Annotated in this window: 22 protein-coding genes; 15 read left to right on the forward strand and 7 right to left on the reverse strand. The window is 47.6% G+C overall.

Annotation, left to right across the window (positions count from 1 at the left end; translation table 11 throughout):
• Positions 1-11: 11 nt before the first annotated feature.
• On the reverse strand, positions 12-2,795 hold the full coding sequence (locus EXG77_RS02070) for a GGDEF domain-containing phosphodiesterase (RefSeq protein ID WP_255415725.1): 2,784 nt from the start codon (positions 2,793-2,795) through the stop codon (positions 12-14).
• Between the two features lie 311 nt (positions 2,796-3,106).
• Here EXG77_RS02070 and EXG77_RS02075 point away from each other — a divergent pair, with 311 nt between their 5' ends.
• Both EXG77_RS02075 and EXG77_RS02080 read left to right on the forward strand, forming a co-directional pair.
• Positions 3,107-3,901, forward strand: coding sequence for a flagellar hook-basal body protein (locus tag EXG77_RS02075; protein ID WP_035395871.1), 795 nt, complete (start codon positions 3,107-3,109; stop codon positions 3,899-3,901).
• Positions 3,902-3,916: 15 nt separating this feature from the next.
• Positions 3,917-4,699, forward strand: coding sequence for a flagellar hook-basal body protein (locus EXG77_RS02080; RefSeq protein WP_035395874.1), 783 nt, complete (start codon positions 3,917-3,919; stop codon positions 4,697-4,699).
• 50 nt (positions 4,700-4,749) lie between these two features.
• On the opposite strand, the gene EXG77_RS02085 is transcribed toward EXG77_RS02080, so the two are convergent.
• Complete coding sequence (locus EXG77_RS02085) at positions 4,750-5,595, reverse strand: NAD(P)-dependent oxidoreductase (RefSeq protein WP_035395878.1); 846 nt, start codon at positions 5,593-5,595, stop codon at positions 4,750-4,752.
• Positions 5,596-5,695: 100 nt separating this feature from the next.
• On the reverse strand, positions 5,696-8,236 hold the full coding sequence (locus EXG77_RS02090) for an ATP-binding protein (protein WP_035395881.1): 2,541 nt from the start codon (positions 8,234-8,236) through the stop codon (positions 5,696-5,698).
• A 248-nt stretch (positions 8,237-8,484) separates the two neighbouring features.
• Here EXG77_RS02090 and EXG77_RS02095 point away from each other — a divergent pair, with 248 nt between their 5' ends.
• A complete protein-coding gene (locus EXG77_RS02095) occupies positions 8,485-9,642 on the forward strand; it encodes an AI-2E family transporter (protein WP_035395884.1) in 1,158 nt (385 codons plus the stop codon).
• Positions 9,643-9,709: 67 nt separating this feature from the next.
• Positions 9,710-10,033 carry a helix-turn-helix domain-containing protein gene (locus EXG77_RS02100; RefSeq protein WP_023469481.1) on the forward strand — a complete coding sequence of 108 codons (324 nt, stop codon included), beginning with the start codon at positions 9,710-9,712 and terminating at the stop codon, positions 10,031-10,033.
• Positions 10,034-10,080: 47 nt separating this feature from the next.
• On the opposite strand, the gene EXG77_RS02105 is transcribed toward EXG77_RS02100, so the two are convergent.
• Together EXG77_RS02105 and EXG77_RS02110 are read right to left on the reverse strand one after the other, a co-directional pair.
• The gene (locus EXG77_RS02105) at positions 10,081-11,028 is read right to left on the reverse strand and encodes a class F sortase (RefSeq protein ID WP_035395887.1); all 948 of its coding nucleotides are present in this window, start codon (positions 11,026-11,028) and stop codon (positions 10,081-10,083) included.
• A gap of 88 nt (positions 11,029-11,116) precedes the next feature.
• Positions 11,117-12,484: a hypothetical protein gene (locus tag EXG77_RS02110; protein WP_023469479.1), complete on the reverse strand. Its 1,368-nt coding sequence runs from the start codon at positions 12,482-12,484 to the stop codon at positions 11,117-11,119.
• 386 nt (positions 12,485-12,870) lie between these two features.
• On the opposite strand from EXG77_RS02110, the gene EXG77_RS02115 reads away from it, so the two are divergent.
• Genes EXG77_RS02115 through EXG77_RS02125 form a run of 3 tightly spaced genes read left to right on the forward strand, consistent with a single transcriptional unit; the run spans position 12,871 to position 14,038 of the window.
• Positions 12,871-13,158 carry a DNA-directed RNA polymerase subunit beta gene (locus EXG77_RS02115; protein WP_023469478.1) on the forward strand — a complete coding sequence of 96 codons (288 nt, stop codon included), beginning with the start codon at positions 12,871-12,873 and terminating at the stop codon, positions 13,156-13,158.
• A gap of 27 nt (positions 13,159-13,185) precedes the next feature.
• Positions 13,186-13,608, forward strand: coding sequence for a 3-hydroxyacyl-ACP dehydratase FabZ (fabZ, locus tag EXG77_RS02120; RefSeq protein ID WP_023469477.1), 423 nt, complete (start codon positions 13,186-13,188; stop codon positions 13,606-13,608).
• 7 nt (positions 13,609-13,615) lie between these two features.
• Entirely contained in the window at positions 13,616-14,038 is a 423-nt protein-coding gene (locus tag EXG77_RS02125; protein WP_023469476.1) for a hypothetical protein, read from the forward strand.
• Between the two features lie 45 nt (positions 14,039-14,083).
• On the opposite strand, the gene EXG77_RS02130 is transcribed toward EXG77_RS02125, so the two are convergent.
• On the reverse strand, positions 14,084-15,601 hold the full coding sequence (locus EXG77_RS02130; RefSeq protein ID WP_238987907.1) for a S8 family peptidase: 1,518 nt from the start codon (positions 15,599-15,601) through the stop codon (positions 14,084-14,086).
• A gap of 139 nt (positions 15,602-15,740) precedes the next feature.
• Here EXG77_RS02130 and EXG77_RS02135 point away from each other — a divergent pair, with 139 nt between their 5' ends.
• Together EXG77_RS02135 and EXG77_RS02140 are read left to right on the forward strand one after the other, a co-directional pair.
• Complete coding sequence (locus tag EXG77_RS02135) at positions 15,741-17,177, forward strand: SdrD B-like domain-containing protein (RefSeq protein WP_035395889.1); 1,437 nt, start codon at positions 15,741-15,743, stop codon at positions 17,175-17,177.
• A 121-nt stretch (positions 17,178-17,298) separates the two neighbouring features.
• Positions 17,299-17,730, forward strand: coding sequence for a helix-turn-helix domain-containing protein (locus EXG77_RS02140; RefSeq protein WP_023469473.1), 432 nt, complete (start codon positions 17,299-17,301; stop codon positions 17,728-17,730).
• 63 nt (positions 17,731-17,793) lie between these two features.
• Here EXG77_RS02140 and EXG77_RS02145 read toward each other — a convergent pair whose 3' ends face one another.
• A complete protein-coding gene (locus EXG77_RS02145) occupies positions 17,794-18,042 on the reverse strand; it encodes a hypothetical protein (RefSeq protein WP_035395891.1) in 249 nt (82 codons plus the stop codon).
• Positions 18,043-18,152: 110 nt separating this feature from the next.
• Here EXG77_RS02145 and EXG77_RS02150 point away from each other — a divergent pair, with 110 nt between their 5' ends.
• The 6 genes from EXG77_RS02150 to EXG77_RS02175 all read left to right on the forward strand — a co-directional run bounded on the left by EXG77_RS02150 (position 18,153) and on the right by EXG77_RS02175 (position 25,820).
• Positions 18,153-19,388 carry a UDP-glucose/GDP-mannose dehydrogenase family protein gene (locus tag EXG77_RS02150; protein ID WP_035395894.1) on the forward strand — a complete coding sequence of 412 codons (1,236 nt, stop codon included), beginning with the start codon at positions 18,153-18,155 and terminating at the stop codon, positions 19,386-19,388.
• A gap of 73 nt (positions 19,389-19,461) precedes the next feature.
• Complete coding sequence (locus EXG77_RS02155; protein WP_035395896.1) at positions 19,462-19,869, forward strand: hypothetical protein; 408 nt, start codon at positions 19,462-19,464, stop codon at positions 19,867-19,869.
• A 228-nt stretch (positions 19,870-20,097) separates the two neighbouring features.
• On the forward strand, positions 20,098-21,441 hold the full coding sequence (locus EXG77_RS02160) for a hypothetical protein (RefSeq protein WP_145981721.1): 1,344 nt from the start codon (positions 20,098-20,100) through the stop codon (positions 21,439-21,441).
• An 819-nt stretch (positions 21,442-22,260) separates the two neighbouring features.
• Entirely contained in the window at positions 22,261-24,984 is a 2,724-nt protein-coding gene (locus EXG77_RS02165) for an Ig-like domain-containing protein (RefSeq protein WP_052017080.1), read from the forward strand.
• Positions 24,985-25,167: 183 nt separating this feature from the next.
• A complete protein-coding gene (locus tag EXG77_RS02170; protein ID WP_035395900.1) occupies positions 25,168-25,479 on the forward strand; it encodes a hypothetical protein in 312 nt (103 codons plus the stop codon).
• Positions 25,480-25,559: 80 nt separating this feature from the next.
• The gene (locus EXG77_RS02175; protein WP_035395902.1) at positions 25,560-25,820 is read left to right on the forward strand and encodes a hypothetical protein; all 261 of its coding nucleotides are present in this window, start codon (positions 25,560-25,562) and stop codon (positions 25,818-25,820) included.
• Positions 25,821-26,010 lie beyond the last annotated feature (190 nt).

The following is a 26,010-nucleotide window of genomic DNA, read 5'->3' on the forward strand; positions in this document are numbered from 1 at the left end:
TGTTTTTTGTCTTAAGAAGGCGGTTCGAGAACGTCTTCCAAAAAGGAAGGTTGAGAATGTTTCAGTTGCTCCTGGACGAGAGAAGAGAGCGCACGCACCTTGAAATCCGCTGCATAATGGAACAGGCCGTTATCGAGTTCCGTGATGGATACAGGAACGAGAAAAATCTCGGGATGAATCAATGAGGCAAGTGTCACGTTTAGTTCGATGTTTTGATGAATCGGCAGACGAATCGAAGAGTAGAAGAACAGCGTCTTATTCGTACATCGGTTGATCAGGATATCAGAGGATCCGACTTGGATGGCTCGACCGTTTAGCCGGGTAATCGTGATTTGAGCGAATAACGATAAGATCGCTTCGACTGGAGCGGCTGTACCGGTGTGTTGAGGATATAACATCCCTTTCGTCAGTAATTTTTCAAAAGTGCTCTCTGACACAGGTTTGCTAAACAAATAACCTTGAATCAGGTCGCACTGTAACTCGCGATAAAAGTCGAGCTGCGGAATCGTTTCGATGCCTTCTGCGACGACTGTCAATTGAAACTCCTTTGCCATGAAGAGAATACTTTTGACGACAGAACGACTTTTCGAGTCATGCTCGATCAGTTGTGCAAGAGAACGATCAATCTTCAGACAATTGATCGGATAGCGCTGGACGTGAGAAATCGAAGAATAGGCGGTACCGAAGTCATCTAACGAAATATGGACCCCTAGTGCAGAAATACGCGCTAGAATCTCATGTATTTTATCGCTTTCGAGAAGAATGTCGGACTCAAGTAATTCAATCTCGAGGAGGTGCCCTGGTATCCGGTACTTCTGAAGGTACTCTTCGATGACTTGTGCGAAATCGCCATAAAAGAGGCGTTTTGGAGAGACATTGATGGAAATCGGAACGATGTTCGGATGGCGTCGCTCACGAAGCGCATGGAGAAAACGACATGTCTGATCGAGCACCCAGTCGCCAATATGAAGATACATCTCACTTTCTTCCGACAAGGACAGGAAGTCCTTTGGTGTCAAGCGTCCCCATTCAGGGTGATTCCAGCGGATCAAGGCTTCGGCTCCTTGAATATTTCCGTTCCAGCCGTCGACTTTCGGCTGGTATTCGAGGACGAGCTGCTCGTTTTGAATGGCGTACCGTAAATCCCGTTCGAGTTCATAACGGCGATACATATCGATGTCGAGCGTCGACGAGTAAAACTGATAATTGCTCTTCGTTCGTGATTTTGCACGTCGAAGTGCTGTATACGTTTGTTTCAATAATTCATCGGCTGATTGTTTATCGTTGACGACGTACGTGATACCGATGTAGACGTTCGTGAACAACTCATAGGATAAGACATCAAAACGTTTTTCAGACAGCTTTAGTAGCTGATGGCTCAATTTCACGATGGCGGTCTCATCGATGGGTTTTTTGATGATGAATAGATACTTATCACCAAACAGATGACCGACGAAGTGATCTTGATCTGCAAAACGACGAACTGCAGCACTTGTCTGGCGAATCCATTCATCTCCGACATCGTGTCCGAAACGTTCATGAATGACATTGTATTGCTTAAACGTGACGGCAAGCAATGTAAACGATGTTCGTGTTTTCAATAAATTCGTGATTTCCTCGAGTAAAAAGGCGCGATTCGGTAACTGTGTCAAGGAATCATGCATGGAGAGATGCCAAATCGTATGTTGTTGCTCTTTTAAGATCGTAATATCAGACGAGACCCCGTAATGACCCGTGACCTCTCCATTGCGATCACGAATCGGAATACAGATTTCCTCGATCCAAAAGACATTGTCGAGGAGTTGGAGACGATAGACGTGTCGGACGACCTTACCGTTACGAATCTCAGGATAGGAGAGTTCTAAATGTGGTAAATCCTCTGGATGAATCAGTGTTCGCCATAACTGAGGTTCCTTTTCGATGCGATTCAGAATGTGCTGATAGGGAGCTAAAAAACCGGTTGATTGAAATATGACGGTTTGTGGATGATAGATATGTTCGTAAATGGACGTATCGAGTGAGCCGAAGACATCCTTTAAGGACTGAATGGCATGATCCCGTTCGCGTTCAAGACTCGTCAGCTCCGTTGCATCATGCAAAATAAAGTTAACGCAACGAGGAGAAGAATCTTGTTGAAGCAAAGCATCACAACGAACGACTTTCGTATAGTGGCGTCGTTTGCTCATCCGGAGTGACATCGAGAATTCGGTAATGTGCTCGTCACACAAGGCAGTACTCTGTTGTAAAAATAGATCACGGTCTTCCGGATGAATCTCATCGAGCAATTCATACGCATCCATTTGTGCGACATGGCGCTGTGACCATTCGAGTAATTGGCTGAGTGCGGCATCTGCGGTCAATTGTTTTGTCGAAGGAATGTATTCAAGGAATGTGACACCTTCAAGCGTCGTCGTCAACTGTTCCTTTGCAAGTAGACGATTATAAGCAGTACGTAATTCTTTTTGTTGGGAGACATCACGCGCAATCCCGTAAAGTCCGATGATGACGTGTTGATTATAGAGGGGGATGTTCGTAACATTAACGGTCAGGATTTGACCGTCTTTTCGTTGAATATCCGTTGTGAAATGAATCGTTTCGCCTTCGTGAACACGATGCTTCAATGGTGCGATGCGTTCAGCTTCTGATCCTATAAGCAACTCGCTGAAATGCATACCACGGATCGCGTCGGTAGGATAACCGAGTAAAAGAGGTAGCTTATTATTAAATGCGATGAAATTTCCTTTCAAATCCATCGTATAAACTGCATCCGGGTGATTTTCAAGGAAGTGGGTCATGTCTGTCAACAGTGTGAAATCTAAAGAAGGAGTGGTCGATTGGTTCGTACGTCTTTTAAAGAAAGACACCGTCATCACCTCGTTTCAACTGGTCGATATGAACTACTTCTAATTATACCCAATTGGAATAATTATGAATATGAAACGAATTCAAAAGAAGGAGAATGATTTTTTGATAGGAATAGTAGTACTTTAGATGCAACTCAGAATTTTATTCCCTTTTTTTGAAAAAAACTCATAATCTGAAGCAAACGGACCGATATACTAAAAGATAGAATTGAACATGAAGTCAATGAGGAGATGAAATATAGATGTTACGCGGAATGTATACGGCATCCGGTGCGATGCAGGCATTGCAACGCCAACAAGAGATGTTGAGTAATAACTTAGCGAATGCACGGACGCCCGGCTTCCGTGCCGATCAAGCATCCCTGCGCACGTTTCCAGAGATGATGATCCATCAAGCGGCGACGAATGAACGGACGGGAATTCGACCTGCTGGAAACGTCGGTACACTCGCGACAGGTGTGTTCATGCAGGCAGCGACACCGAACTTCGCACCCGGATCCATCACGGAGACAGGAAATGCGACGGATTTACAGATCAGTTCGGCGGAAGGCGTACCGATGTTTACGATCCTACATGGTAATGGAGGCGGAACAGCACCTGAAGGAGAAGTGTTGTATACAACGAACGGACAGTTTGCGGTCGATGGAGACGGTATCTTGCGGACGACGGACGGCGATCAGGTACTCGATGAGAACGGAAATATCATGAACGTCGGCAATGACGATTTCAAAGTCTCACCTGAAGGTATCGTGACGCGTGGGAACGGAGAACAAGTCGGACGACTTGGACTCGTGACGACGAATAATACGGAACAACTTGAACGAGTCGAAAACGGACTCTACCGGGCACCTGAAGCGCTGGCGCAAGGCAACGTCAAGGTCGATCAAGGGGTACTTGAACTAGGGAACGTCGCAATCGAACAAACGATGGCAGAGATGAACGCTGGTCTGCGTCAGTTTGAAGCGAATCAAAAAGTCATTCAAGCGTATGATCGGACAGCGGAAAAGGCAGTTTCTGAAATCGGTCGCGTCCGATAATGAAAGGGGAACACCATGCAATCACTCTATACGTCAGCTAGTACAATGGCGCAATTACAAAAACAACTCGATACGACCGGGCATAACTTAGCGAATGTCGATACGAACGGATATAAACGTCGTGACGCCCAGTTTAAAGAGCTGTTGACGCGTAACATCCAGAATCAACCGGCTACGTTGCAAACGGGACCTTTATCGACACCGGCCGGCTTACGAATCGGTGTCGGCGGTTATGTCGCCAATGAAGCGACGCGCTTTTCGATGGGAACGTTCAAACGGACGGACCGGGCACTCGATGCCGCCTTATCGGATCCGCATCATTTCTTTGCGGTCATCGATCGGGATGGGATGACGAAGTTCACGCGAGACGGAAACTTCCAACTATCTCCGCAAGCCGATGGGCGTATTCAATTGACGGATGACGCGGGACGGTCTGTCGTCAACGGTCAAAATGAACCAATTCTCTTACCTGCGGATGCGACGGGTGTCGAATTGAACAAGGACGGCAACGTCACGGGAATCGTCAATGGAGAGCGCCGTGTCCTCGCACGGATTGGTGTCGGGTATATCGACAATCCGAACCAGTTGACGGAAGACGGTTCTGGTTTATTCACGACACCGGAACAATATCAGGCGGTCGGTGGCAACCCATTGACGGTCGGCACACTCGAGTCGTCGAACGTCGATATGGCAACCGAGATGACGAATTTGACACAGATTCAACGGGCGTATCAATTCAATTCAAAAGCACTGATGACGACCGATCAGATGATGGGAATCGTCACGTCACTGAAATAACATGAAAAAGCAGATCGCCTCAGATTTGAGTGCGGATCTGCTTTTTATATTCAGTCTTGTAGCGCTTGATAAATAGCGGCCATATCGGCATTCCCATGGTCAAGCTTTGCCTTCGCATAACTACGATCCGCTGCTTGAGCGAGCGGCAACTCGAGCTGCTGACGTTTTGCTTCAGTTATGATCAGCCCGAGATCCTTCGCCATCAAGCGAAGCGGGAAGGCAGACGGGAAATCGTTGTTCCGGTACATGTCCCGTTTACCGGTGAAGAGCGGCGTGTTCATGCCCGATGCACTGATCATCTGGATCAGCTTCTCTTTCTCAAGACCCGCACCTTCTCCGAGCAACAACGTCTCCGCGACTCCTTGTCCGACGACGGCGAGTAAGAGATTGATGGCAAGTTTTGCCGCACTTCCTGAGCCATGTGGACCGAAATGGATCGTTTCCTTTCCGAGTAGATCAAGATACGGCTGACAAGCCGTGACGACGTCTGCGTCACCGCCAGCAAGCAAGACGAGCTGCCCGTTTTCTGCGACGGGGACGGACCCCGAAACAGGAACTTCAAGATACGTCCCACCATTCTCTTCGACAAGCCGAGCCATCTTCCTTGTCTCTTCCGGTGAGATTGTACTCAAGTTGACGATCGTCTTACCTGTGAGGTCGTCTGTTACACTCTCGAGAACGGACGCGACAGCTGGTCCGTCCGCGAGCATGACGAAGATGATGTCGCTTTGACGTACTGCTTCCTGTGCTTCTTTGACAGCTTTTGCTCCTCGAGCAGTCAACGGCGCTGTTTTTTCAAACGTCCGGTTGTAGACAATCACGTCATGCCCACCGTCAAGCAGACGTTTTGCCATCGGTATACCCATATGTCCTAAACCAATCCATCCCAGTTGCATGTTGATTCCTCCTTATCCTAATGCGCTTTTGACTATACCCCGCACGTCGTCGAATCTAACGACAAAAAAGACCGTCCACATGATGTGAACGGTCAGGTGATTAATCTTCATACGTGAGGATGGTCGAGATGACAGCAATCGGGAAACGGATCGTAAAGGTTGATCCAACACCGACGACGGATTCGACATCAATCGTTCCGCTGTGGTGTTTAACGATTTCCTTACAGATCGATAGACCAAGACCGGTTCCACCGATTTTCCGTGTCTCGGAGTTATCGACACGGTAGAACTTATCGAACAACTTCGGAAGCGCGTCTTGTGGAATCCCGATGCCTTCATCCTGGATGCGGATTTGGGCGAAACCAAGTTCATTTGTAATCCGTATCAAGACCGTCCCACCGCTCGGTGAGTACTTGACGGCATTGCTGAGCAGGTTGTTGAGCAACTGCTTCATCTTTTCTGCGTCGCCGTCGATCATGATCGGTCCACGTGCCTCGAAATCAATCGTGTGTGTCTCATGCGAGACATCATAGAACTCGATTAAATCCTGGGCGAGTTCGACGACATCAAACGTCGTCATCTCGTAACGGTGTTCGCTCGATTCCATCCGTTGAACATCGAGGAAGTCATTGACGAGCGTCGTCAGGCGACCCGTCTCGGAGTGGATCGTCTGGAGATATTTCCGTTGCCGTTCTTCCTCGAACCGTTTGTTGAGCATCAGCTCGGTGAAGCCATAGATCGAAGAGAGTGGGGTCCGTAATTCATGCGAGACGGTCGAGACGAATTCTTCCTTCATCCGCTCGGCTTCCGTTTCCTTTGTGACGTCACGGAGAACAAGCATCGTACCGACCCACATGCCGTCGACTTCAATCTTCTCGGCATAAATCTGGATGTACGTACTCTGTTTTCGAATCGAGACGATCAAGCTATCTTTTGGTAAATTCAGCTCAACGATCTGTTCGATGTAACGCTCAAATGGTGCTGGTTCATCGATGATGTCAGCGAGTGCCTGCATCGCTTGCTGGAAGGCAGAGCGCTCTTCGTCTTTGAACTCTGTTGGTACTTCCGGGAACAACGTCATCAGCGGTTCGTTGACGAGCAATTCGTCCGTCTCATGTTCGATGTAGACGACGGCTTCACGAATCGAGTTTAATAGTTGGGTCGTCTTATTCTTCTCACGAATCATTTCTTCATAAATGCCCATCCGGAGAAGGGAAAGCGATAATTGGTGCGAGAACGACAAGATGTCATCCATCTGTTCCGCTGTGAAGGCATCGCGATAGCGCACGAGATAGATACAGGCGATCATGTGCTCTTTCGTCGGATCAAGAACTGGGACTGCGACCTCATACATATAGTATGGGTATGGAAGCGGACTTTCGTGCGCGACCTGTTTCGATGAATGAACTGGACGCTTTAGGAGGCGTGCGCGGTGCAAGAGTGATTGATCATCGGAGACAAGACGACCGACCATCTCTTCCGTCATCCCATAATCGATCGTTGAACGGACTTCCTGTTGATTAAGGAACAACAATGCACCAATCTCAGAATGTGTGATCGAGACGAGCTTCTCGATGATTTCCGGATACGCCGTCAGTGTCTCACGGGACGCAAGCGTCTCGGTCAATTCATTGCGATACTTGAGATGTTGTTCGCTCCGAAGCGTGATATCGAGTGCTTCCTCAAGCTCTTCCTGTTGCGCTTGCAGTTCTTCTTGCTGGGCGACGAGTTCTTCCTGTTGTGCCTGGAGTTCTTCGTTCTTCGCCAGCATATGGACCTTGTTGTCGGCAATCGATGCCGCCATTTGATTGAATGATGCCGTCAGCGTATGCAGCTCGTCCTTCCGTTTCGGTAATGGAATCGCTTGGATGTCTTCACCTGTTGCAAGCAAAGCGCTATCGCGAGACAGTGCGTTGACCTGCTTCGTAATGCGGCTGATGAATGGACGAACGAGAGAGAAGAGGACGAGAATCAAGACGACGAGGTTCGACAGCCAGATGAACTGGGCGACACGCATTTCGCCAAGAAGATCGTTCTTTGCCTCGACTTCCTTCCCTTGAATCAACGTCAGATAATCAGCAAGTAACGTATCAATCCGTGTCATGTCGACATCAGCGTCTGATAAACTAACCGATCCGCGTATTGTTCCGTTTGCATTAAACAGATCCTTCCCATTCGAAAGCGCAGCAAGGGTATCAGGGTCGACAAAAGCTTCATCGATTTTCCCGTCTTTCTTCCCGTCGACGTATTCAGTAAGAAGCGGCAGTGCTGTTCCGAAATAATCGTCATACATTTGACGTGTCGCGGTAGCGTACTCTTTCCCTTGCTCGTACACGGCGTACTTCTCGAACCATGTCGTTAAACGATTGATTTCCTGTTGATTCGTCTTGACGGTATCCAGTGTTTCCTGTGAGCCGGTCAACAAATAGGATTTGACGTTACTTTGCGCGACGGTCCACTCGCTTGCGAGTGCGTTGGCATTCGTTCGTCGTTCACGTAAGTCATCGAATGTCGCATTCGCCTGATCGATTTTTTGTTCCGTGTAGAAATAAACGATCGCAGACGTGATGCTGAGGGCGACGAACACCATATAGAAGGCGAACATCAATTGGCGACCGATGGTATGGTTGATCCATTTCACTGGGGTATCCTCCGTATTCTATTTTACATGTATGAAAAAGATTGCTTAAGTTCGAATATATTCATCTTACGCACATTCAACTTGTACGGCAAATTTGAATCTGCAAATCTTATTAAAACAAATATATCATATATTGGTTAAAATGGAGGAACCGATATATTTTCTGAGAATAAGGATTAAGAAGCGTTGTTTTAAGGAAAACAATAGAGGATATGGAACTTCATACTTTAAATTAGGGAAGTGGTTAGATGCAAAAAATGTTCGAAAACAAATGGTACCGATTCGCCTGGTGGATCATGACGTTACTCATCATCGTCTGGATTGGCGATCATGTCACGTTCCTATTCCGACCGGTCGCGATTTTGCTACAGATGGTCGTACCACCGCTTGCGATCGCCGGGATTCTCTATTATGTCCTGCTACCGATCGTCGAGTTGCTCGAGAAAAAGATGAAGCGACGACCTGCTGTCTTGATCGTCCTCGTTGGTCTGATCGGAATCTTGACGACGCTCGGCTTCATCTTCGGTCCGATGCTATCAGAACAGATTACACAGTTCGTCAACTCGATTCCGACACTTGCGACGCAGTTTCAGCGTCAATTGATCGATGTCCGAGAGCAACTTGAAAACAGTTCGGTGTTCTCACGCTTCCTCTCAGGACCAGATAACTTGTTCAATAAGTTTTCTAGCAATATCTCGGAGTACGCTTCGACGTTCCTCAAGAACATCGGTACGGGCGTTGGTGGATTCGTCAGTGTCGTGACGACGACGGTCGTAACGATCGTCATCATCCCGATCATGTTGATCTATATGTTGCTTGATGGCGATAAGCTGAAAGGCAATCTCGTCAAGCTGATGCCGTACGAGTACCATAAGGAAACGAAAAAAATTCTCGGGGACGTCCACTTGACGATCATGAGCTATATCCGAGGACAAGTCATCGTCAGCATTGGTGTCGGAATCATCGCCTACATCGGATACTTAATCATCGGGATTGATTATGCGTTGTTGCTTGCGTTGTTCGCGACACTGACGAATATCATTCCGTTTCTCGGTCCAGTCCTTGGTGTCATTCCGGCATTGATCGTCGGGTTCATCCAGGATCCGATTCTTGCGATTTATGCAATCATCGTCATGACGGTCGCGCAACAGATCGATTCGCACATCATGTCACCGCTCGTCCAAGGGAAAACGCTCGATGTCCATCCATTGACGATCATCATCGTCCTGCTGGTTGCGGGGAACATCGCTGGTTTCTTCGGGGTCTTACTCGGTGTCCCGTTCTACGCCGTCATGAAGGTCGTCATCCTGAACATCCGTCGTCTCTATCATCTTCGGTCGCAAAAGAAGATGGTCATTACGGAAGAAGAGAAGACGTTCGATACGATTGTCACGGAGCGCGATTGAGTTTTGAAATTCACGTAAAAGTGCGTCATACTGAAGACGTAGTTAAGAAAAAGGGGGCAGGGATCAGATGGATTCACGTCATACCGAAGAACAAGCCGATTTACTGGCATTGCAGAAGTTTCAACACAACTTTGAGAACAGCCTCAAGTCGAGTATCATTTATCTTTTGCGTGATGGGGCGTTGACGATCGGGGAACTCGAGCAACGGATCGATCAGTCACACGGTCAAATCCTCGAACAGCTGCAGGAGCTGATCGAAGATGGTCTCGTCGTCCAGCAGATGTCAGAAAAAGTGCACGGGCTGGCCTATTATTTAACGGCACCGGCAGAAGATCTCGTCCGTCAGTTCAAGGAATCGATTCGCTGGAGCAAACAGCATATTCGTTATTGATGGACGTCAAAAGCCAGAGTCGCTAGACTCTGGCTTTTTTGTGGATCTTAACGACGTACGGCACTGAAAGCTTCTTCCGATTCAATGCCTGCTTTGTTGACGGCTGTAATGATGAAACGACCCGTCGCATCTTCTGGAAGTGGGAAGGCTTTCCGTTCGATGACATCTGTTGTACCGAGTTTTTTGCGTTTACCGTCTTTTTCTTGATAGATGTTGTATTTGACGACATCTTTATCCGTAGAAGCATACCAGTTCACGAATCCACCACTGACGCGGACGTTCGTGGCTGGTTTCGGTGGTGTTTTGACGGGATCAGATGCTTTCTCATCGAGTTCTGTGAAAACGACGAGTCGATCATCATACGTTCCGGCATTTTGGTCAAACGTTCCGATACACGTAATCAAGTTAAGATTCCGTTTCTCAGAAGCACCAAAGATTTTTTGAAGCGGGGCATCCAAGTGATCGTATTGAACGAGCTTCTTGACGCGGAAGACGAGCGTCCGTCCCGAAGCATCCTTAATCTTGATTTGATCATTCTTCTTTAAGTCTCGTAGTTGATAGAAGACGGCAGGACCTGTTTTCGTATCGGTGTGTCCATCGATGACAGCATTCCCGACATCGCCTGGACGTGGACCAAACTTATACCAGCCGACTTGTTGTTCATTCTTTGGTGTCGCCATGGCGCCATTCTTATCAAGACCGACTTGCTCGACCTTTGTTTTGACGTCAAGCGTTGGAATCGAGAGAGTCTTTGGTAATTCGACTTCATTCGTCGAAAGATCCTTGAACTCTTTTTTGAAGATGTCCGATGGTTTTAACGGATCTTCTGCTGGCGCCTCCTTCTTATTCTCGGAAGAAGTCACCGTCTTGGGTGACGCCGTTCCTTGGGTGATGTTAGTTGCTGCTTGTTCCGGTGTGCTAAAGAGCAGGAACAAGAGCGTTCCGACGGAAGCAACCATCAAAACGATGCTTGTCGGCAGTAACCATTTTCGCATGACGTGTAACTCCTTTCCGAGAGAAGGGTCTCTCTATGTAAAAACAGGATAGCAGATTGCTATCCTGTTTTTGATTATACCCAATTTCTTAGGCGTTTTGACGTTTGCGTGCGAGGACAAGACCAACTGCTCCGAGTGCAAGACCGAATACTGCGATTGCACCTGTTGTTGCAGCTGTGTTGTTGTCGCTCATACCACCGTTACCAGTGTTCGGCATTGAGCCTGGTGTACCATCCATGAATTTCTCTGGCGATTGTTTGACGATCGCTTCACCGAGGTTTTCACCTACGCCGTACATGTAAGCGTAAGACTCACGGAATGTGTCGACAGAACCTTTGTAGTCGCCTTCAACATACTGCATGAACGTATCTTGGACGTAAGTCTCGTGACCTGATACGGCTTCTTGTGCTGCTTTTGTTGGAAGGTTTTCTTCTGTTGCCGCACCGAGGAATGCACCGAAATCGTTCGAGAACATTTTGAGCATGTCTTGTGCGTCACCCATTAATTTTTTATCGTCATTGATTGCTGCTGTGACAAGGTTTGCTTGTGCTTCGATGTGGTTTTTCGTCCAAACTTGTTCGAACTGATCCGCACCGGCTTGACCGTAGATTGATTTGATCGCTGCTTTGAAGTCTGCAGTGTGCATATCTTCAGCCCAGTTTGCTGCATCGTAATCCTTCGCTTTATCAACACCAGCTGTCATGCTGAGGTTTGCAAGTGCAACGTGTTCAGCTGCAAGGCTGTTAAGTGTTGAACGAAGATCTGCTGCTTTTGAGTCAGCTTTCGTGTTATCGAATTTCTCAGGCATCTGTGTTGTGATGGCAACAGAGAGTGCTTTAGAGATATCGTACATGCGGCTGTATCCTTCACGGAACGTGTTGTACGATCCTTCGTAGTCACCAGCTGCATATTGTTGGAATGTCTTGTAGACATCTGCTTCGTGCGCACGGAGGACTTCTTCAGCTGCTGCTTTCGGGAGTTTACCTTCCGTTGCTGTATCGAGGAAGCTTGAGAGATCTTGTACGAACTCTTCTGTTTCTTTCTTCGAAGCGTTGATGCCGTCTTGGTCATCTGCTTTTACAGCTTTGACGAGGTCTGTTGTGTATTTATTGTGATCAACGAAGATTTTCTCGAATTGTTTTGCGCCTTCATCGCCGTAAACTGAAGCGATGGCTGGTGTCATATCGAGTGCATTTTGTTTAAGTGCTGCTTCGTAATATTCTGCGTCTTTTGAACCGTCATATTGTTTTTTCATGTCCATGACAGCGAGGACGAAGTGCTCTGAAAGTAACTGATCGAGTGTTGCACGAAGGTCAGCAGCTTTTGTTTTGACCGTGACGTTCTTTGGTGCCTCTTGTTTCATGTCATCTGCGCCACCAGAAGCGAATGCTGCTGTTCCTGGAAGTACGAGTGCTGCTGCCATTGCTGATGCTGCGAATTTTTTAGTGTGTTTCATGTTGAATCCATCCTCTCGATTTTAAGGTAGTGGAGCGCTTGCTTTGGTTTTTAATATGAAAAACGTTTGGAAGCGTTGATCTAAACTTGAATAGAGGGATGAAACCGGGCCCGTGTCATCCTGTGCTTGTAAGTGTTGCTTGTGAATCTGTAAGGCTTACGCGGATGGATGGCATTTGGATTTAAAAAAATGTGAGATTTACGGAAATAATGTGTTGCGAATTTTTTACTTCCTTATATAACAAAAGAAAACTTTTTTTAAATGTTTACCGATCGCTCGTGTTACACTAGCTAGGAACCAGGAGAAAACAAAGTCATTCCTGATATTGTTACCTGGTACTAATGTGCTATACTACGCTTAGACTGAATCAATGAAAGGTGATCAAAATGGTACAAGACCAAGCAGGTACGGAACAGCCAACGCGTGAACGTTCAAAGCGACATCAACAAGGCAAGGACGCCGGAACATCTGAAAAGAAAACACCACGTCTTCGGAAATACACGACGCGACGTGTCCCAATTCTCGTCCGGTTGTTGATCGTTCTCGTTCTCGTCATCGTCGCACTGGTCGTCGGTGCAATGGTAGGGTATGCAACGTTTGGTGGTGGCGAGGCAATGGATGTGTTAAAGCTCGACACATGGACCCGCATCACCGATTTTTGGATGAAATCTTAATTTGTCAGTGATGGGAGCTGTTTAATAATGTATACAATCGAACAAATCAAGGAAGTCATTCCGCATCGCTATCCCTTTTTGCTCGTCGATCGGATTTTAGAGGTCGAAGAAGGCAAACGCGCGGTCGGAGTAAAAAACGTGTCTGCGAACGAAGAATTCTTCAACGGACACTTTCCTGACTATAATGTTATGCCCGGCGTTCTCATCGTCGAGGCACTCGCACAAGTCGGTGCTTTTGCTGTCCTCAAGATGGAAGCGAATCAAGGAAAGCTTGCTTTCTTTGCCGGCATCGAGAACTGCCGCTTCAAACGTCAAGTCGTGCCAGGCGATCAATTGCGCCTCGAAGTTGAATTGACGAAGTTACGTGGACCTATCGGAAAAGGTCGTGCCACAGCGACGGTAGACGGGGAAGTCGCCTGCACTGCCGAATTGACATTCGCAATTAAGTGACGACCAGATGAAACGCTGGTTGCTTCCTCTCGCGATTTCCTTATTGATCATCCCTGGCTGTCAGCGTGCTGAAAAGGTCGAGACCGCTTCCCCATCGGTCATCGTCGACCCGATCAAACGGGCTGGTCAGACAGAGAACATCTCCGCCCAGATTTCCTTAACGAGTAAGGACCGGATGCGTTTGACGATCAAGACGACGAATGACATTCGTCTTGACGACCAACAAGTCGACATTCGGTTAGAGGTCTCAAATCAATCGATTCCGTTCCCATTCGTGTCGTTTTCCGCTAAAAAAATGGGTGAGATTCGCACGTACACTTCAGATACAACCATTGAAGATGAAGTTTTCAACGAAAATCGCCTGCCTGTCCTGGTCATTGACGCCGGTGCAGGACGCGGGATTGAGATTCCGCTCGAAATCATCCGATGAACGATAAAGCGCCGACTCCTGTCACAGGAATCGGCGCTTTGTCGTTTATTTGACGAGCGAGACGGCACGGTTCGCGTCGAGGCGACCGTAGCCGTATGAGGTGTCGTAGCCTTTTGTTCCAAGATCACGAGCGGACGACTTTAAGAGTTTCTCTGTCGCGCTCGGTGACAAGCTCGGTTTTAAGCTCATTAGGAGACTTGCGACTGCTGCGACGTGAGGGGCTGCCATCGAGGTCCCACTCGAATAGGCGAGTTCACCGTCACCGATATAACTCGGGATCTCAACGCCCGGTGCGACGAGATCGAGTCCTTTTCCGCGGTTCGAGAACGAGGCGCGGATATCTTTTCGGTCCGTTGCGCCAACAGAGAGGACATGGGCATAGCGCGCAGGATAGCTGATCGTCTTCGCGCCGTCATTACCGGAAGCAGCGACGACGAGCACCTTCTTCTGATCGGCGTATGCGATCGCATCCTCGATAGCACGCGATTTTTCATCCATTTCCAGACTAAGGTTAATGACGCGGGCGCCTTTTTTGACGGCATGGAGAATACCACGTGCGACGTCCGACGTGTACCCTTGCCCGTGTGCATCAAGGACACGAATCGGAATCAAGGAAGCCGCTGGATTAATCCCTTGAATGCCATACAGATTATCGGCATTCGCAGCGATGATCCCGGCGACATGGGAACCGTGACCGTCTGGATCCGTGACCGACGTCTTCCCGCGAATGAAGTCGTACCCGAGATCGGTCCGGACACGTCCTGCGAAGTCAGCATAGGTCGAGTTAATCCCGGTATCAACGACGGCGACGAGTGTCGGCTGTAACGTTTTTCCGGCAAGGCGTTTTAAGGCAGCGGCATACTGGATGTCAGCTCCGACTTTTCCTTTTCGTTGTCCTGTGTTCTGGAGCGACCATTGGTACGGGCGATACATATCCTTTGCCGTCCGGACGGTCTGTGTATGTTCGACGTAGTCAACAGCAGCTGATCGTTCCAAGTAACGTTTTGCCTGCGTCGCGGCGGCCTTCGTCTTGAACGTCCATTCTTCGAGGGACAGGCCCGGAAGCGACGATCGTGTCGCCTGGAGCGACGTCGAGACGGATTGTTTCAGACTGCCGTGCTTCATCTTGACGAGGAGACTCGCGGTCTTTGACGTCGTCGCACTTGGTTTCATCGGCAAGAGCGGCTGGAGTTTACGAAGATTGAAAGGAATCTGGTAGCGGGTACCGGGTTTTCCTTCAAAAACGACATACTGTGTACCGGACCAGCTGAGCGGGAAGATCAACGCTTCGTCTTGCAGTTGGCGATACCGTTTGTAGGTCGTCCCTTTGCTGTAATTCGTCTTTGAGGTATAGACGGAACCTTTCGAGCGATCGAGATCGAATTCGAGATGCGTCGCCCGTTCGATATAGAGGGCTGACGGTAGTGTGAAGACGACACGTCCGGACGCATCATATGTACCGCGTAACGTCTGACTCGTCACCGGAAGTGGTGTCGTAGCAGCCGAGACGGCGGACGGGGTCAGGAGGCTGACACCGAGTAGGAGTGGAAGGATACGTTTCATGAAAAATCACGACCTTTACGGAAAATGGTGGAAAGTTGAAAAAAAGGACAGTTCAAACAAAATTATCTGGTTTAATTTTACGTTGTTGTTTAAAATTTAGATATGTTTTTCTTATAGAAACGGAGCTGAATGAGACACCATGAAAAAAATCATCATCTTTTTGTTACTCCTGATGTGGAGTGGGACGGGCATCGCTCCGGTCCAAGCCGAATCGAAATGGGACGTGACAGCAAGCGGGACAGGACCGTATACGTTGACCTTCACAGGAGAAGGCATCGTCGATGTGACGAGTGAGACGACGCTTGCGTTCTCAGACGGTTTGACGGGAAACGGCATTGATATCACTGCACATCCGACGGTGACGTTCACAGCAGAGACGGCACCACGGATCGTCGTCACGGAACCGACGACACAGCAATCGATCATCCTTGAGTTTCCGAAAGTCGACGCGGAGGAGCCGGTAACGGATGATCCTGTGACACCGGAAGAGCCGGTCACAGAACCGGAAGTTAAACCAGACGTCAAACCGGATACACAACCGGTCACACCGAATCAATCAAAACCGACGACGCCAACAAAGGAAAAGCCGGTCACAGAAACAAAACCAGCTCCGGCGACGAACGTCAAAGCGACGAAGGGGCAAATCTCGGGAACAGTCTGGTATGACGCGAACGAAGACGGGATTCGCCAAGAGACGGAAGCACTTCTTGATGACGTTAGTGTCTTCTTGATCACACCACGTGGCGACGTCACGGACATGGCGATCACGGAACAAGGGAACTACATATTTGAACAGGTGACGCCAGGGACGTATCAAGTCAAGGTCGATGGCTATGACATCGGCTTGTATACGTTCACGAAGCCGCATCAGGATTCAGATGTCAACACGTTCGGAACAACGAACGTAACGATCCAAGCAGGGGACGTCCGAATCATTGATGCCGGTATGACAGAAGGGGACGAGATGATGGAACCGTCGCACTTCCTGACACTGACGAACTTCGTCGATGCGAATGGGGACCAACAGCCGCAGGAAAAAGAAGAGACCGTCCCGATGACGTACACGTTACTGGATACGGTCACGGGTGAAACGGCATGGACGATTGAAGACGAAGGAGATGATCACGCTTTTGCGGGTGGAGACAGCTTCCCGGTCGGCACGTACATCTTAAAAGTCAAAGCGCCTGCCGGTTATACAGTCAAGGCGATGCATCACCTCGATTACATTGCGTTTGAAGAGGACATGAGTGAGGCGAAGGATGCTCAGGCGCATCTCTTAAAACACTTGAAGCGTCAATCGGTCGACGCCGTCCTTGATCTAACACGCGATGGTGGCGGAACGATGGTTGCCGTCGAACTCGCTCCACCGGCGAAACCGGTCAAGGAAACGCCGACGAAAGTCGTCAGTCCGGTAAAATCGACAGCACCGGTCGCAGCAAAAGCGGATACGACGTCGACTCCAACCGTTACAGCGGAACGTCTACCGCAAGCAGGGGAAGACAAGCCGTTTCCGTTCGCGGTCGTCGGTGGCATGAGTGCCGTTGTCGGAGTATGGTTGCTCGTTCGAAAACGATAAGGCTTAAACGGAACGTCTCCTACGCGGAGGCGTTTTTTTTATGGATTGGTGTGTGTTGATTGACACACACGCACACATATGCGCATAATAGTAGTACCAAATCACAGGAAAGAGGGATTCGATGTTGACGACAAAACAGATCAGTGAATTGTTACGGGTATCGGAAGAGACGGTTCGGCGCTGGATTCGGACAGGGGAATTGCACGCGGAGCAGGACGGCAAAGGCTATCGTGTCGATGAATTGGCGTTGAAACGGTTAGTCGATGAGAAATCACAGATTCCGGGAACGGCATTGAACAAGATTCTCCCAATCATCCAAGATATGTTCGGACCGGAAGCAGCCCAGTTCGCGAAGTCAAACGTCTTTGATCCGCTCCAAGCGACGATGCAATCAAGTGAGACGACGGCAACACCGGAAGCCTCGAAAGCTTCGATGGAAGCAGAACTCGCGCGCTTAAAACGGAAGAAACGTCGCCTTGAGCTCGAACACGAATTGAAGTTACTTGATATCGAGGAACAGATCGCGTCGATGGAACGTAAGCAACAATCCTAAAAGCAAAGCGCACGTAGGGACGACTCCCTCGTGCGCTTTCATATGTAAGAGGAAAAGACGCCTTCACTGATCCGAAGGCGTCTTTTTGACGGAACATTGTTTACGTTTCCAGTACCAATAGCCGAGCCCGAGTGCGATCGGGATGGCCGCCAAGTACGGATTGGCTTCGATATATCCAATGATCTCAAATAACGCGAACCATCCACTGATTAAACCAAGGACGAGTAAAATCGACCGCAGGACTTCGGGAAGCTTACGGATCCGATACGCGAAGAGACAAATGAGGCTAAAAATGATGATCGCCACATGCATTCCTCCATTCCGTACTCAGTATAGCGTATTCGGAAAGCTTTTTCGATGCACAAATCGGCTTTCCTCCCGTATAGTGAAGACAGAGAAAAATGGACAAGGACGTGATGGAGATGCAAGCAACAGTGATTGGGACAGGATATGTCGGACTCGTCACTGCGATCGGACTCGCAGAAAACGGACATGAGGTGACGTGTGTCGACTTGAATGCAGAACGGATGGAACGGTTAGCGCAAGGGATCGCACCGATCACCGAAGAAGGAATCGAAGACGCACTTCGTCTCAATCGCGAACGTTTGAAGTTCACGACGGACTATCCGGCGTCCGACTTGTACTTGATCGCCGTCGGGACTCCGGAACGGGCAGACGGCAGCTGTGATTTATCGGCTGTTGAAGCCGTCGCACGTTTGATTGAAGAAACACGCCCCGGTGCCAGTGTCATCGTCAAGTCGACGGTGCCACCGGGAACAACGGCCCGCCTGCAAGACGAGCACCCGACGTTACGCTTCGCGATGGTGCCGGAGTTTTTACGTGAAGGAACGGCCCTCGCGGACAACCGTCAGCCGAGCCGTCTGATCATCGGGACGACGGATGTCGCCTTTGCGAAAACGGTCGAGCAGTTATTTCAAACGACAGCTCCGGTCGTTGTCGTTGATCCGACGACAGCGGAGTTGACGAAATATGCGGCGAACAGTTTCCTCGCCGTCAAAATCAGTTTCATTAATGAGATCGCTCGCCTCGCGGACGCAGTCGGTGCCGACGTGACGGAAGTCGCTCACGGGATTGGACTTGATCCTCGGATCGGTTCTGCCTTCTTACGGGCGGGTGCCGGCTACGGCGGATCTTGTTTCCCGAAAGACATCGCAGCATTGACGACGCTTGCGCGAACGCACGAGACGACGCTGCACGTCATCGAAGCAGCTGACCGGACGAACGAAGCCCAGCTCGATTACGTCCTCGCGAAGATCCGACCGGAGCGGGGGATGCGTGTCGCGCTACTCGGTCTTGCCTTTAAGCCGGGCACGGACGATTTACGGGATGCGCCAGCCTTACGCCTCGCGGAACGGCTCGAGCAACTCGGTGTCGTCGTCGTTGGCTATGATCCGGCGGCGCGGACATTGCTTGACCAGAAACCGACGCTTGAAGAAGCGTTACGCGGAGCGGACGTCGCTGTCATCATGACGGAGTGGCCGGAGATGAAGACGATGGCGCCGGAACTGTTGACGCGCGTCATGCAGACGCCACGCTTGATCGACGGACGGAACTGTTGGCAGTACGTTGATGCCCCGGCAGGCGTCGCTTATGAAGCGATCGGACGTCCGGGAAAAGAATTTTCGAACAAACGCTAAGTGCGACCTGTCATTAGGGATGAGACCAGTCATGGTGTCATCCCTATTTTACTAGACGAAAGGACGAGGCGACATGCAGATCGATTATTTCGCGGTTCAACCGAGTGGTCCCAAAGGAGCGCTCGAGGCACACGTGTTATATCCCGGATGGAATCAACGACAGAACGAAGAGTGGGAACGTGCTGTCCATTACGGGGCGGGACTAATCCGGATCCGTCAACGAGGGACGGAACTCCGAATTCCGATCGAGTTCGGATTCGGCTATGTCTTGCAGTACATACGTCAGTTCATGGAAGCCGAACGCAAGGGCGGCAGCATCCGCCAAAAGATGCAAGCCCAGCTCGACTGGATCGCGGAAGGACTACCGGTTCGTTTTAAGCGCGAGAAGGAGACGATCGTCGTCACGGCAGAACGGAGCCATGCCTTTGCCGAGCGTCCGTTTCTCGAAGCACTGGAAAAGTCGATGTACGCCTTACCGTGAGATTCGTAAGAAAGCATCTATTGAAAAAACGAACTCGTCGGAGAAGAACGCTGTACTCGGTCGAACACTAGTAAGTCGACTTTAAAAAGAAAGCCTGCGTGGCTTTCTTTTTTTGTTATCGCTGATTTTTAAGAACCGGTTCCCATCCTCCTGAAAAGAACAAGCTTCCTCCAGCAAGTGGTTTCGTATACTGAGGAAGGCATGACCTAAAAACAAGGAGTGAAAGCGATGAATAGAATACGTATGATTGGGCGAGCGAGTGTGCTGAGCTTACTATTGATCATCTGGTCAGGTGGTGCGGTCGAAGCGGACGGTCCACTCGTATGGGATCAACCGGTATCCGGTGTCCTAAAAGCCAACGAGTCAGCGAAGTATGATCTCACCGTGACGCGTCCGAGTAAGCTGACTGTCGACGTCAGTGGATTCGGTGAAAATACACGCGTGACCTTACAGGATGAGCGTGGTAAACAAGTTCTCTATCAGAGTTTAACGAGTGACGGCGTCAGACCGGCACAAGCTGTCCTGTCTGAATACGTGGAGCCGGGCAACTACCGTCTCGTCGTAGCGGAATACATCTTAAGTAAGCGACCGGCAGCCTACACGCTTCGTGCGACAGCAGAAACCGTCACGACGGATGATCAGGAACCGAACAACGGTACGCTAGAAGCGCAAGTCTTACCGTTTCAGCAAGCGATCCGTGGAATGCTGTCTGCGCAAGATGAAAAAGACATCTATCAAGTGAACGTTCCAAAAAACGGCAAGCTATCACTAGCCATCGATACATACCTGCGCGGCAATGCAACGATCAGTCTGACGGACAGTTTAAACGAGAACGTCTTCTCGAGCTATCTTGTCAGTGAAGAGAAGTCGCCGGGAAAATTCCGTCGAGCGGTTTATGTAGAAGCGGGGACTTACTTTCTGACCTTGTCACGGACGAGTACACAAACCGGTCGTTATCAGGTCAAGGCAGCGATGCAACCGGTAACGACGAATGAACAGGAACCGAATGACGGAGTGCTCGAGGCAACACGTCTATTGTTTGCACAAAGTTATAGTGGTCTGCTGACCTGGCAGGATCATAACGATTACTACCGTGTGACGCTGCCGAAAAAGAGTCAGGTGACGTTCGATGTCACGACGATGATTGATCCATCCATGACGATTGAATGGACGGACCCGATGAACAAGTCGCTCTATTACCGGAGTCTGAGCGGAAATGAGAAGACACCAGGGAGATGGAAGGACAGTCTCGAACTTCCGAAAGGCACCTACTACTTCCGGATTGGGAGTACGTACTACAGCGGATACTATCATTTCCGGATGACAGCGAGTCACCTGTTCCCAGTCTTACAAATCACTCCGGTTAAAGCCGGAGCGCGACAGGTCAGCGGGACGACGGAGAAGAATGCTACAGTGCGAGGAACGATCAACCAGCGGACGTATACTCAAATAGCGAATCAAACGGGTCGCTATACATTTTCAATCCCTAAAGCAAAGCGTGGCACAAAGATCACTATCTCTTCTGAGAACAGGTACGGGAAAACAACGAAGCAGATATACGTGACGCGCTAATCATCTATAGAAAGAACGCATTCCTAACAGACGAGGAATGCGTTTTCACGATTTCGACACAATTTGTGAGTAGGGACAATTAGGGGAAAAGCAATGAAAGGATCAAAAAACATCTAAAAATTTTTTTTTTGATCTCTTTCGACTTGAAAATCAGAGCGTGACTTTCGAATCATTTCCGCGTTTTTTAAAATCGGACTAAAAGCAGAGAAGTTAGTCTAGCTTTTTTGATAAAAAAATCATTCGACACCCAGTCGTGAAAACGTGTCACTTTTTGTCGAAAAAAAGGTGTTTTTTAACAGTAGGGTAATCGGAAAATCATTTTCCATAAGACACCATGTAAAAAATTTTTAATAAGACCATTAGATTGCATTTTAGTTACAAATTTAGGGTTGTTGAAATGAAACACTTTCGGTATATTTATTCTTGTAGGTCGAGACAACTGGTAAACAGTGGGATTAACCTGCAAATTCATGAAAAACGATTTTTCTTCGAGAAATCGTTAAACATTGGAGTATCAGGTGTCGATAAGAATTATGGAATGACGATTACATACTGATTCGATAGAAAAGGGAAAATTAGGTTTCTAATATTACCTATTTTATCTAATTATCAATTTTCGTCAGGACGTAAGACTTCTTCCTTTATCTGACTTGGATTTGAAATACAATTGAAATTTAGTTGGTAGAAATAGCAACTTCATTACCATTGTATGGACGAGAAAAGGCTGGGTGGAGGAGATCCTGAAGTTTGTCTTTTGTCTTTTATTGGAGGCAAGTCGTCAAGTCAACTAGTAGTTTAATTAAGGGAGGATTTTTACACATGGGCACGAAGAAATCGAACAAATTATACGCTGCAGCAGCTGCTCTTGCAGTGACAGCTTCAGCAGTAGCACCAGGCCTTACGGCGGATGCTGCATCGAAAGTCACAGTTAAATCTGTTACAAACCCAGCTTCAATCTCACACTACGGTGGTTACACATTCGCAGTGAAAAAATTGTCACTTCCAAAAACGGTTAAAGTATTGCTTTCAAACAAGAAATACGAAAACCGTTCAGTCAAATGGGGCAAAGTCTCTTACGACAAAAAATACATCGGTAAATACCAAACAATCTCTGGTACTGTTTCAGGTACTACGAAAAAAGCTTCGATCAAAGTGAAGTTGAACAACTACCCAGTTGACGTTGTTGAGCCAAAGCTCGCTCCTGTCGCAGTTGGTGAGAAACTCAACCTTCCTTCAACAATCGACGTGAAATACAAAGACGGTAAAGTCATCGCTCGTTCTGCTAAATCTTTCAACCTCACGGCTGAAAAAACAGACAAAGCTGGCATGATGAAATTGTCTTACAACTACATGGGCAAAAACTCTTCAATCAAGGGTTCAATCGCTTATGAAGTCAAAGCTGCTGAAATCACAAACGTGATGAACGAAATCAAAGACGATATGCTTTCAGTTTCTGCTGACGTTAAATACCCAGCAAAAGATGCTAAAGCAGAGGTTCTTGTCTATGCATTCAAAGACATGACTAAAGAGCCAATTAAAGTTGCTGCTGAACTCAAAGACGGCAAATTGACTGCTAAATCAGCTGTACTTCCAGCTGGAACTCACGCATTCGCAGTTAAAGTCGGTGAAGTTGTTTCACCTGCTAAAGACTTCGTAATCGAAGCTCCAATGGTTAAAGAAGTTAAGGCGATTAACGCTAAAGAAGTTACTGTAACTTTCAACAAAGCTGTTGATGCTACTACAGTACTTAATGGTTCTAACGAAGTACAACACATTTCGTTTACTGGTGTAGGAACTGCATCAAATCCTGGTACAGTCACTGGTAAATTATCTACTGATGGAAAAACTTTAACAATTTCTACGCCAAATACATTCAATGGTAGCTATGCAGTAGCAACTACTGAAGATATCAAAACTGTCTCAGGTGCAAAAGTTGATAAGTTTGAGAAAGTAGTTTCTCTTGTTGACGAAGTACGCCCAACAGTTTCTTCGCCAGAATACCTTGCGAATGGTAAAGCTACATTCACGTTCTCTGAGCCAATCAACGTAGCAGATTCTGCTGCTCTTGCAAACACAATTAAGCTTACAGATGCTTCTGGTGCATCATTCACACCAGTTGTTACTCTCGCAGCTGATAAAAAATCATTCGTTCTAGATCTTACTAGCAATACATTCACACTTGGAAAATCTTACTCAGTTGCAATCAGCAGCCTTGTTGATTACGCTGGTAACTTGATGACTCCTAACCCAGCAATGTTCACTGTTGTTAAAAAATCAGTAGACGAAGTAGCTCCAACTGTTGAGTCGATTTCTTCTAAACAAGCTGGATATGTAGTTGTTAACTTCTCTGAAAAAGTAGCTGTTGGCGCTGGAAACGTAGTTGCAACAGTTGGTGGAGTAACTGCTGATCTTGACACTAATGCTAGCCTTGATGAGTCTGGTCGCGTCCTTACAGTTCGTGATTCTTCATTCAACGGAATCAAAGATATCGCTGTTTCAGCATTCTATGATGTTGCTGGTAACTTAGGCACTGCTAAAACTTCACTTGTTAACTTCCCTGTAGATACTGTAAAACCAACAGTAGCGTCTAAAGAAGTTAAAATCATTGATAACCAGCTTTACCTTGTAGTTACGTTCTCTGAAGATGTAACTGTTCAAAACGCTACTCCAACAATCACTGGTTCATACATCACTGATTCTGGCGTAGAAAAGACAGTTAACTTATCTACAACAGCATCTGCTGTAACTGGATCTAAAAACCAAGTTAAGATTCTTATTAATACACAAGAAAAAGGAAAGTACAATGTCAGTCTTCCAGCTGATTTAGTCCGTGACGTTGTAGCTAATCCGAATGAAGTTGCTGCTGTTAACTACACAGTTGGTACTTCGGCAAGTGAAACTGTAAAACCTACAGTAATCTCTGGTACACAATCTTCTAATAACAACGAAATTACAGTTGTATTCAGTGAAGAAGTAGGAGCTTCAGCGTTAGACGTTAACAACTACTTGATCGAAGGATCAGTTGTAGCTGAAAAAGCTGTCTTCACATCGGACGCTAAAACAGCTGTTAAGTTGACTCTTAAAGAGGGTGCAATCAAGAAGTCTGGAACTTACAACTTCACAGTCAAGAATGTTGCTGACTTAGCTGGAAATGTCTTAGAGACAGTTACTTCACAAAAAGCATTCGTAGAAAATGATAAACCAGCATTGACTTCGGCAGTATTGACATCTAATAGCGTAGGAATTCCAGGTTCTGCCACTATTACTTTAACGTTCGACGAAGCAATCAATGCTTTATCTGTTGATGAAGCAGTAGATGTTGCTGACTTCGGAATCTTCTTCGATGATGCTTCAATTGCTGGCTTAAACGTTACTGAAACTATGGGTTCTTCTACTAACCAAGTTGTTTTAACATTAGATCGTTCATTGACTGCTGTAGAAGCGGCTAAAACGATTACGTTGAAACCAACTGCAGCTTTCGATGTTGCTGATTTAGCTGGTAACTTACACCCAACATTTACTTCTGTTACTGTTACTAAGTAATCGGAAATAGTAAGTAAATAAAGGAGCCTCCGGATTATTTTCTGGGGGCTCTTTTACTGATGAATTAGCATCTAGTAAAAAATCAAATATATATTATTATCTTGTATGAATTTACAAAGAGCATTCATTCCAATCCGGGAGTGAATGCTCTTTTTTATTTATTTGGAGAAAGGAGAGGTTACTTTGGATAAAAGAATCGGATTCGTCGTTCGTATCAAGCAGCTGTTTGGTAAGAGTATGGCTGTTGATGAAGTAGGAATGGAATCCTATTTGCTCGAGCATTCAGAAATTGATCCGTCTATAGTTCCGTCGGAACATCTTTCGTCACTTCCTGATCCTATACAGTTTGATACATTCGTGTATGTCGAGGAAGGCGGAAAGGAATGGATAGCTGGAATGGGCTATGATCCGATCACGTATCGGTTGGTCTATGAGGTATGGCTATGTGACGGAAGAACGATTGCTTACGAACTATATGACCAAACGAAGTCATGATAAGGATTGACTAGGAAGGACGACACCAAGTGTATGTAACAGATGCGATGCCGTGGAGAATACCAAAGGAGGAGATTAGAATGCGGAAATATCATCGGGTAGTGCTTGGAGGAAAGGATTATTATCGTCAATATGATGAGACGCTGGACTGTTACGAAGGAGAATTATTGATAGAAGAGTATGTCATCGAGCAAGTCTTAGAGGATGTCGTACAAGACGTCATTCATGTCGATCGATCGCGCGTCCAACGAAGTATCAAGAACATCATGGACGAAGATGACCGGCTGGTCATCCAGTCTTACGTAGAATATCTAGAACGAGTCGTAGAGCTTTTCGAGTGAGAAGGTCTTTTTTATTTGTCCTGTTTTGGGACTAGACGTAGCAGATTGTAGAAGTATTCTTGTCTGTGACTCCTGACTGTTCATTAAGACTGCTGGGAGTGTGGAAAGGAAAGAAAGTGTTGTATACCAATGGTTTCGATAGCTATTCAGCAAAAGAGCAGAAGACAAAAGTAGAACTGCTGGGAGTTTC

This window comes from Exiguobacterium sp. OS-77 (genome assembly GCF_000414195.2).
Taxonomy (GTDB): Bacteria; Bacillota; Bacilli; order Exiguobacteriales; family Exiguobacteriaceae; genus Exiguobacterium_A; species Exiguobacterium_A indicum.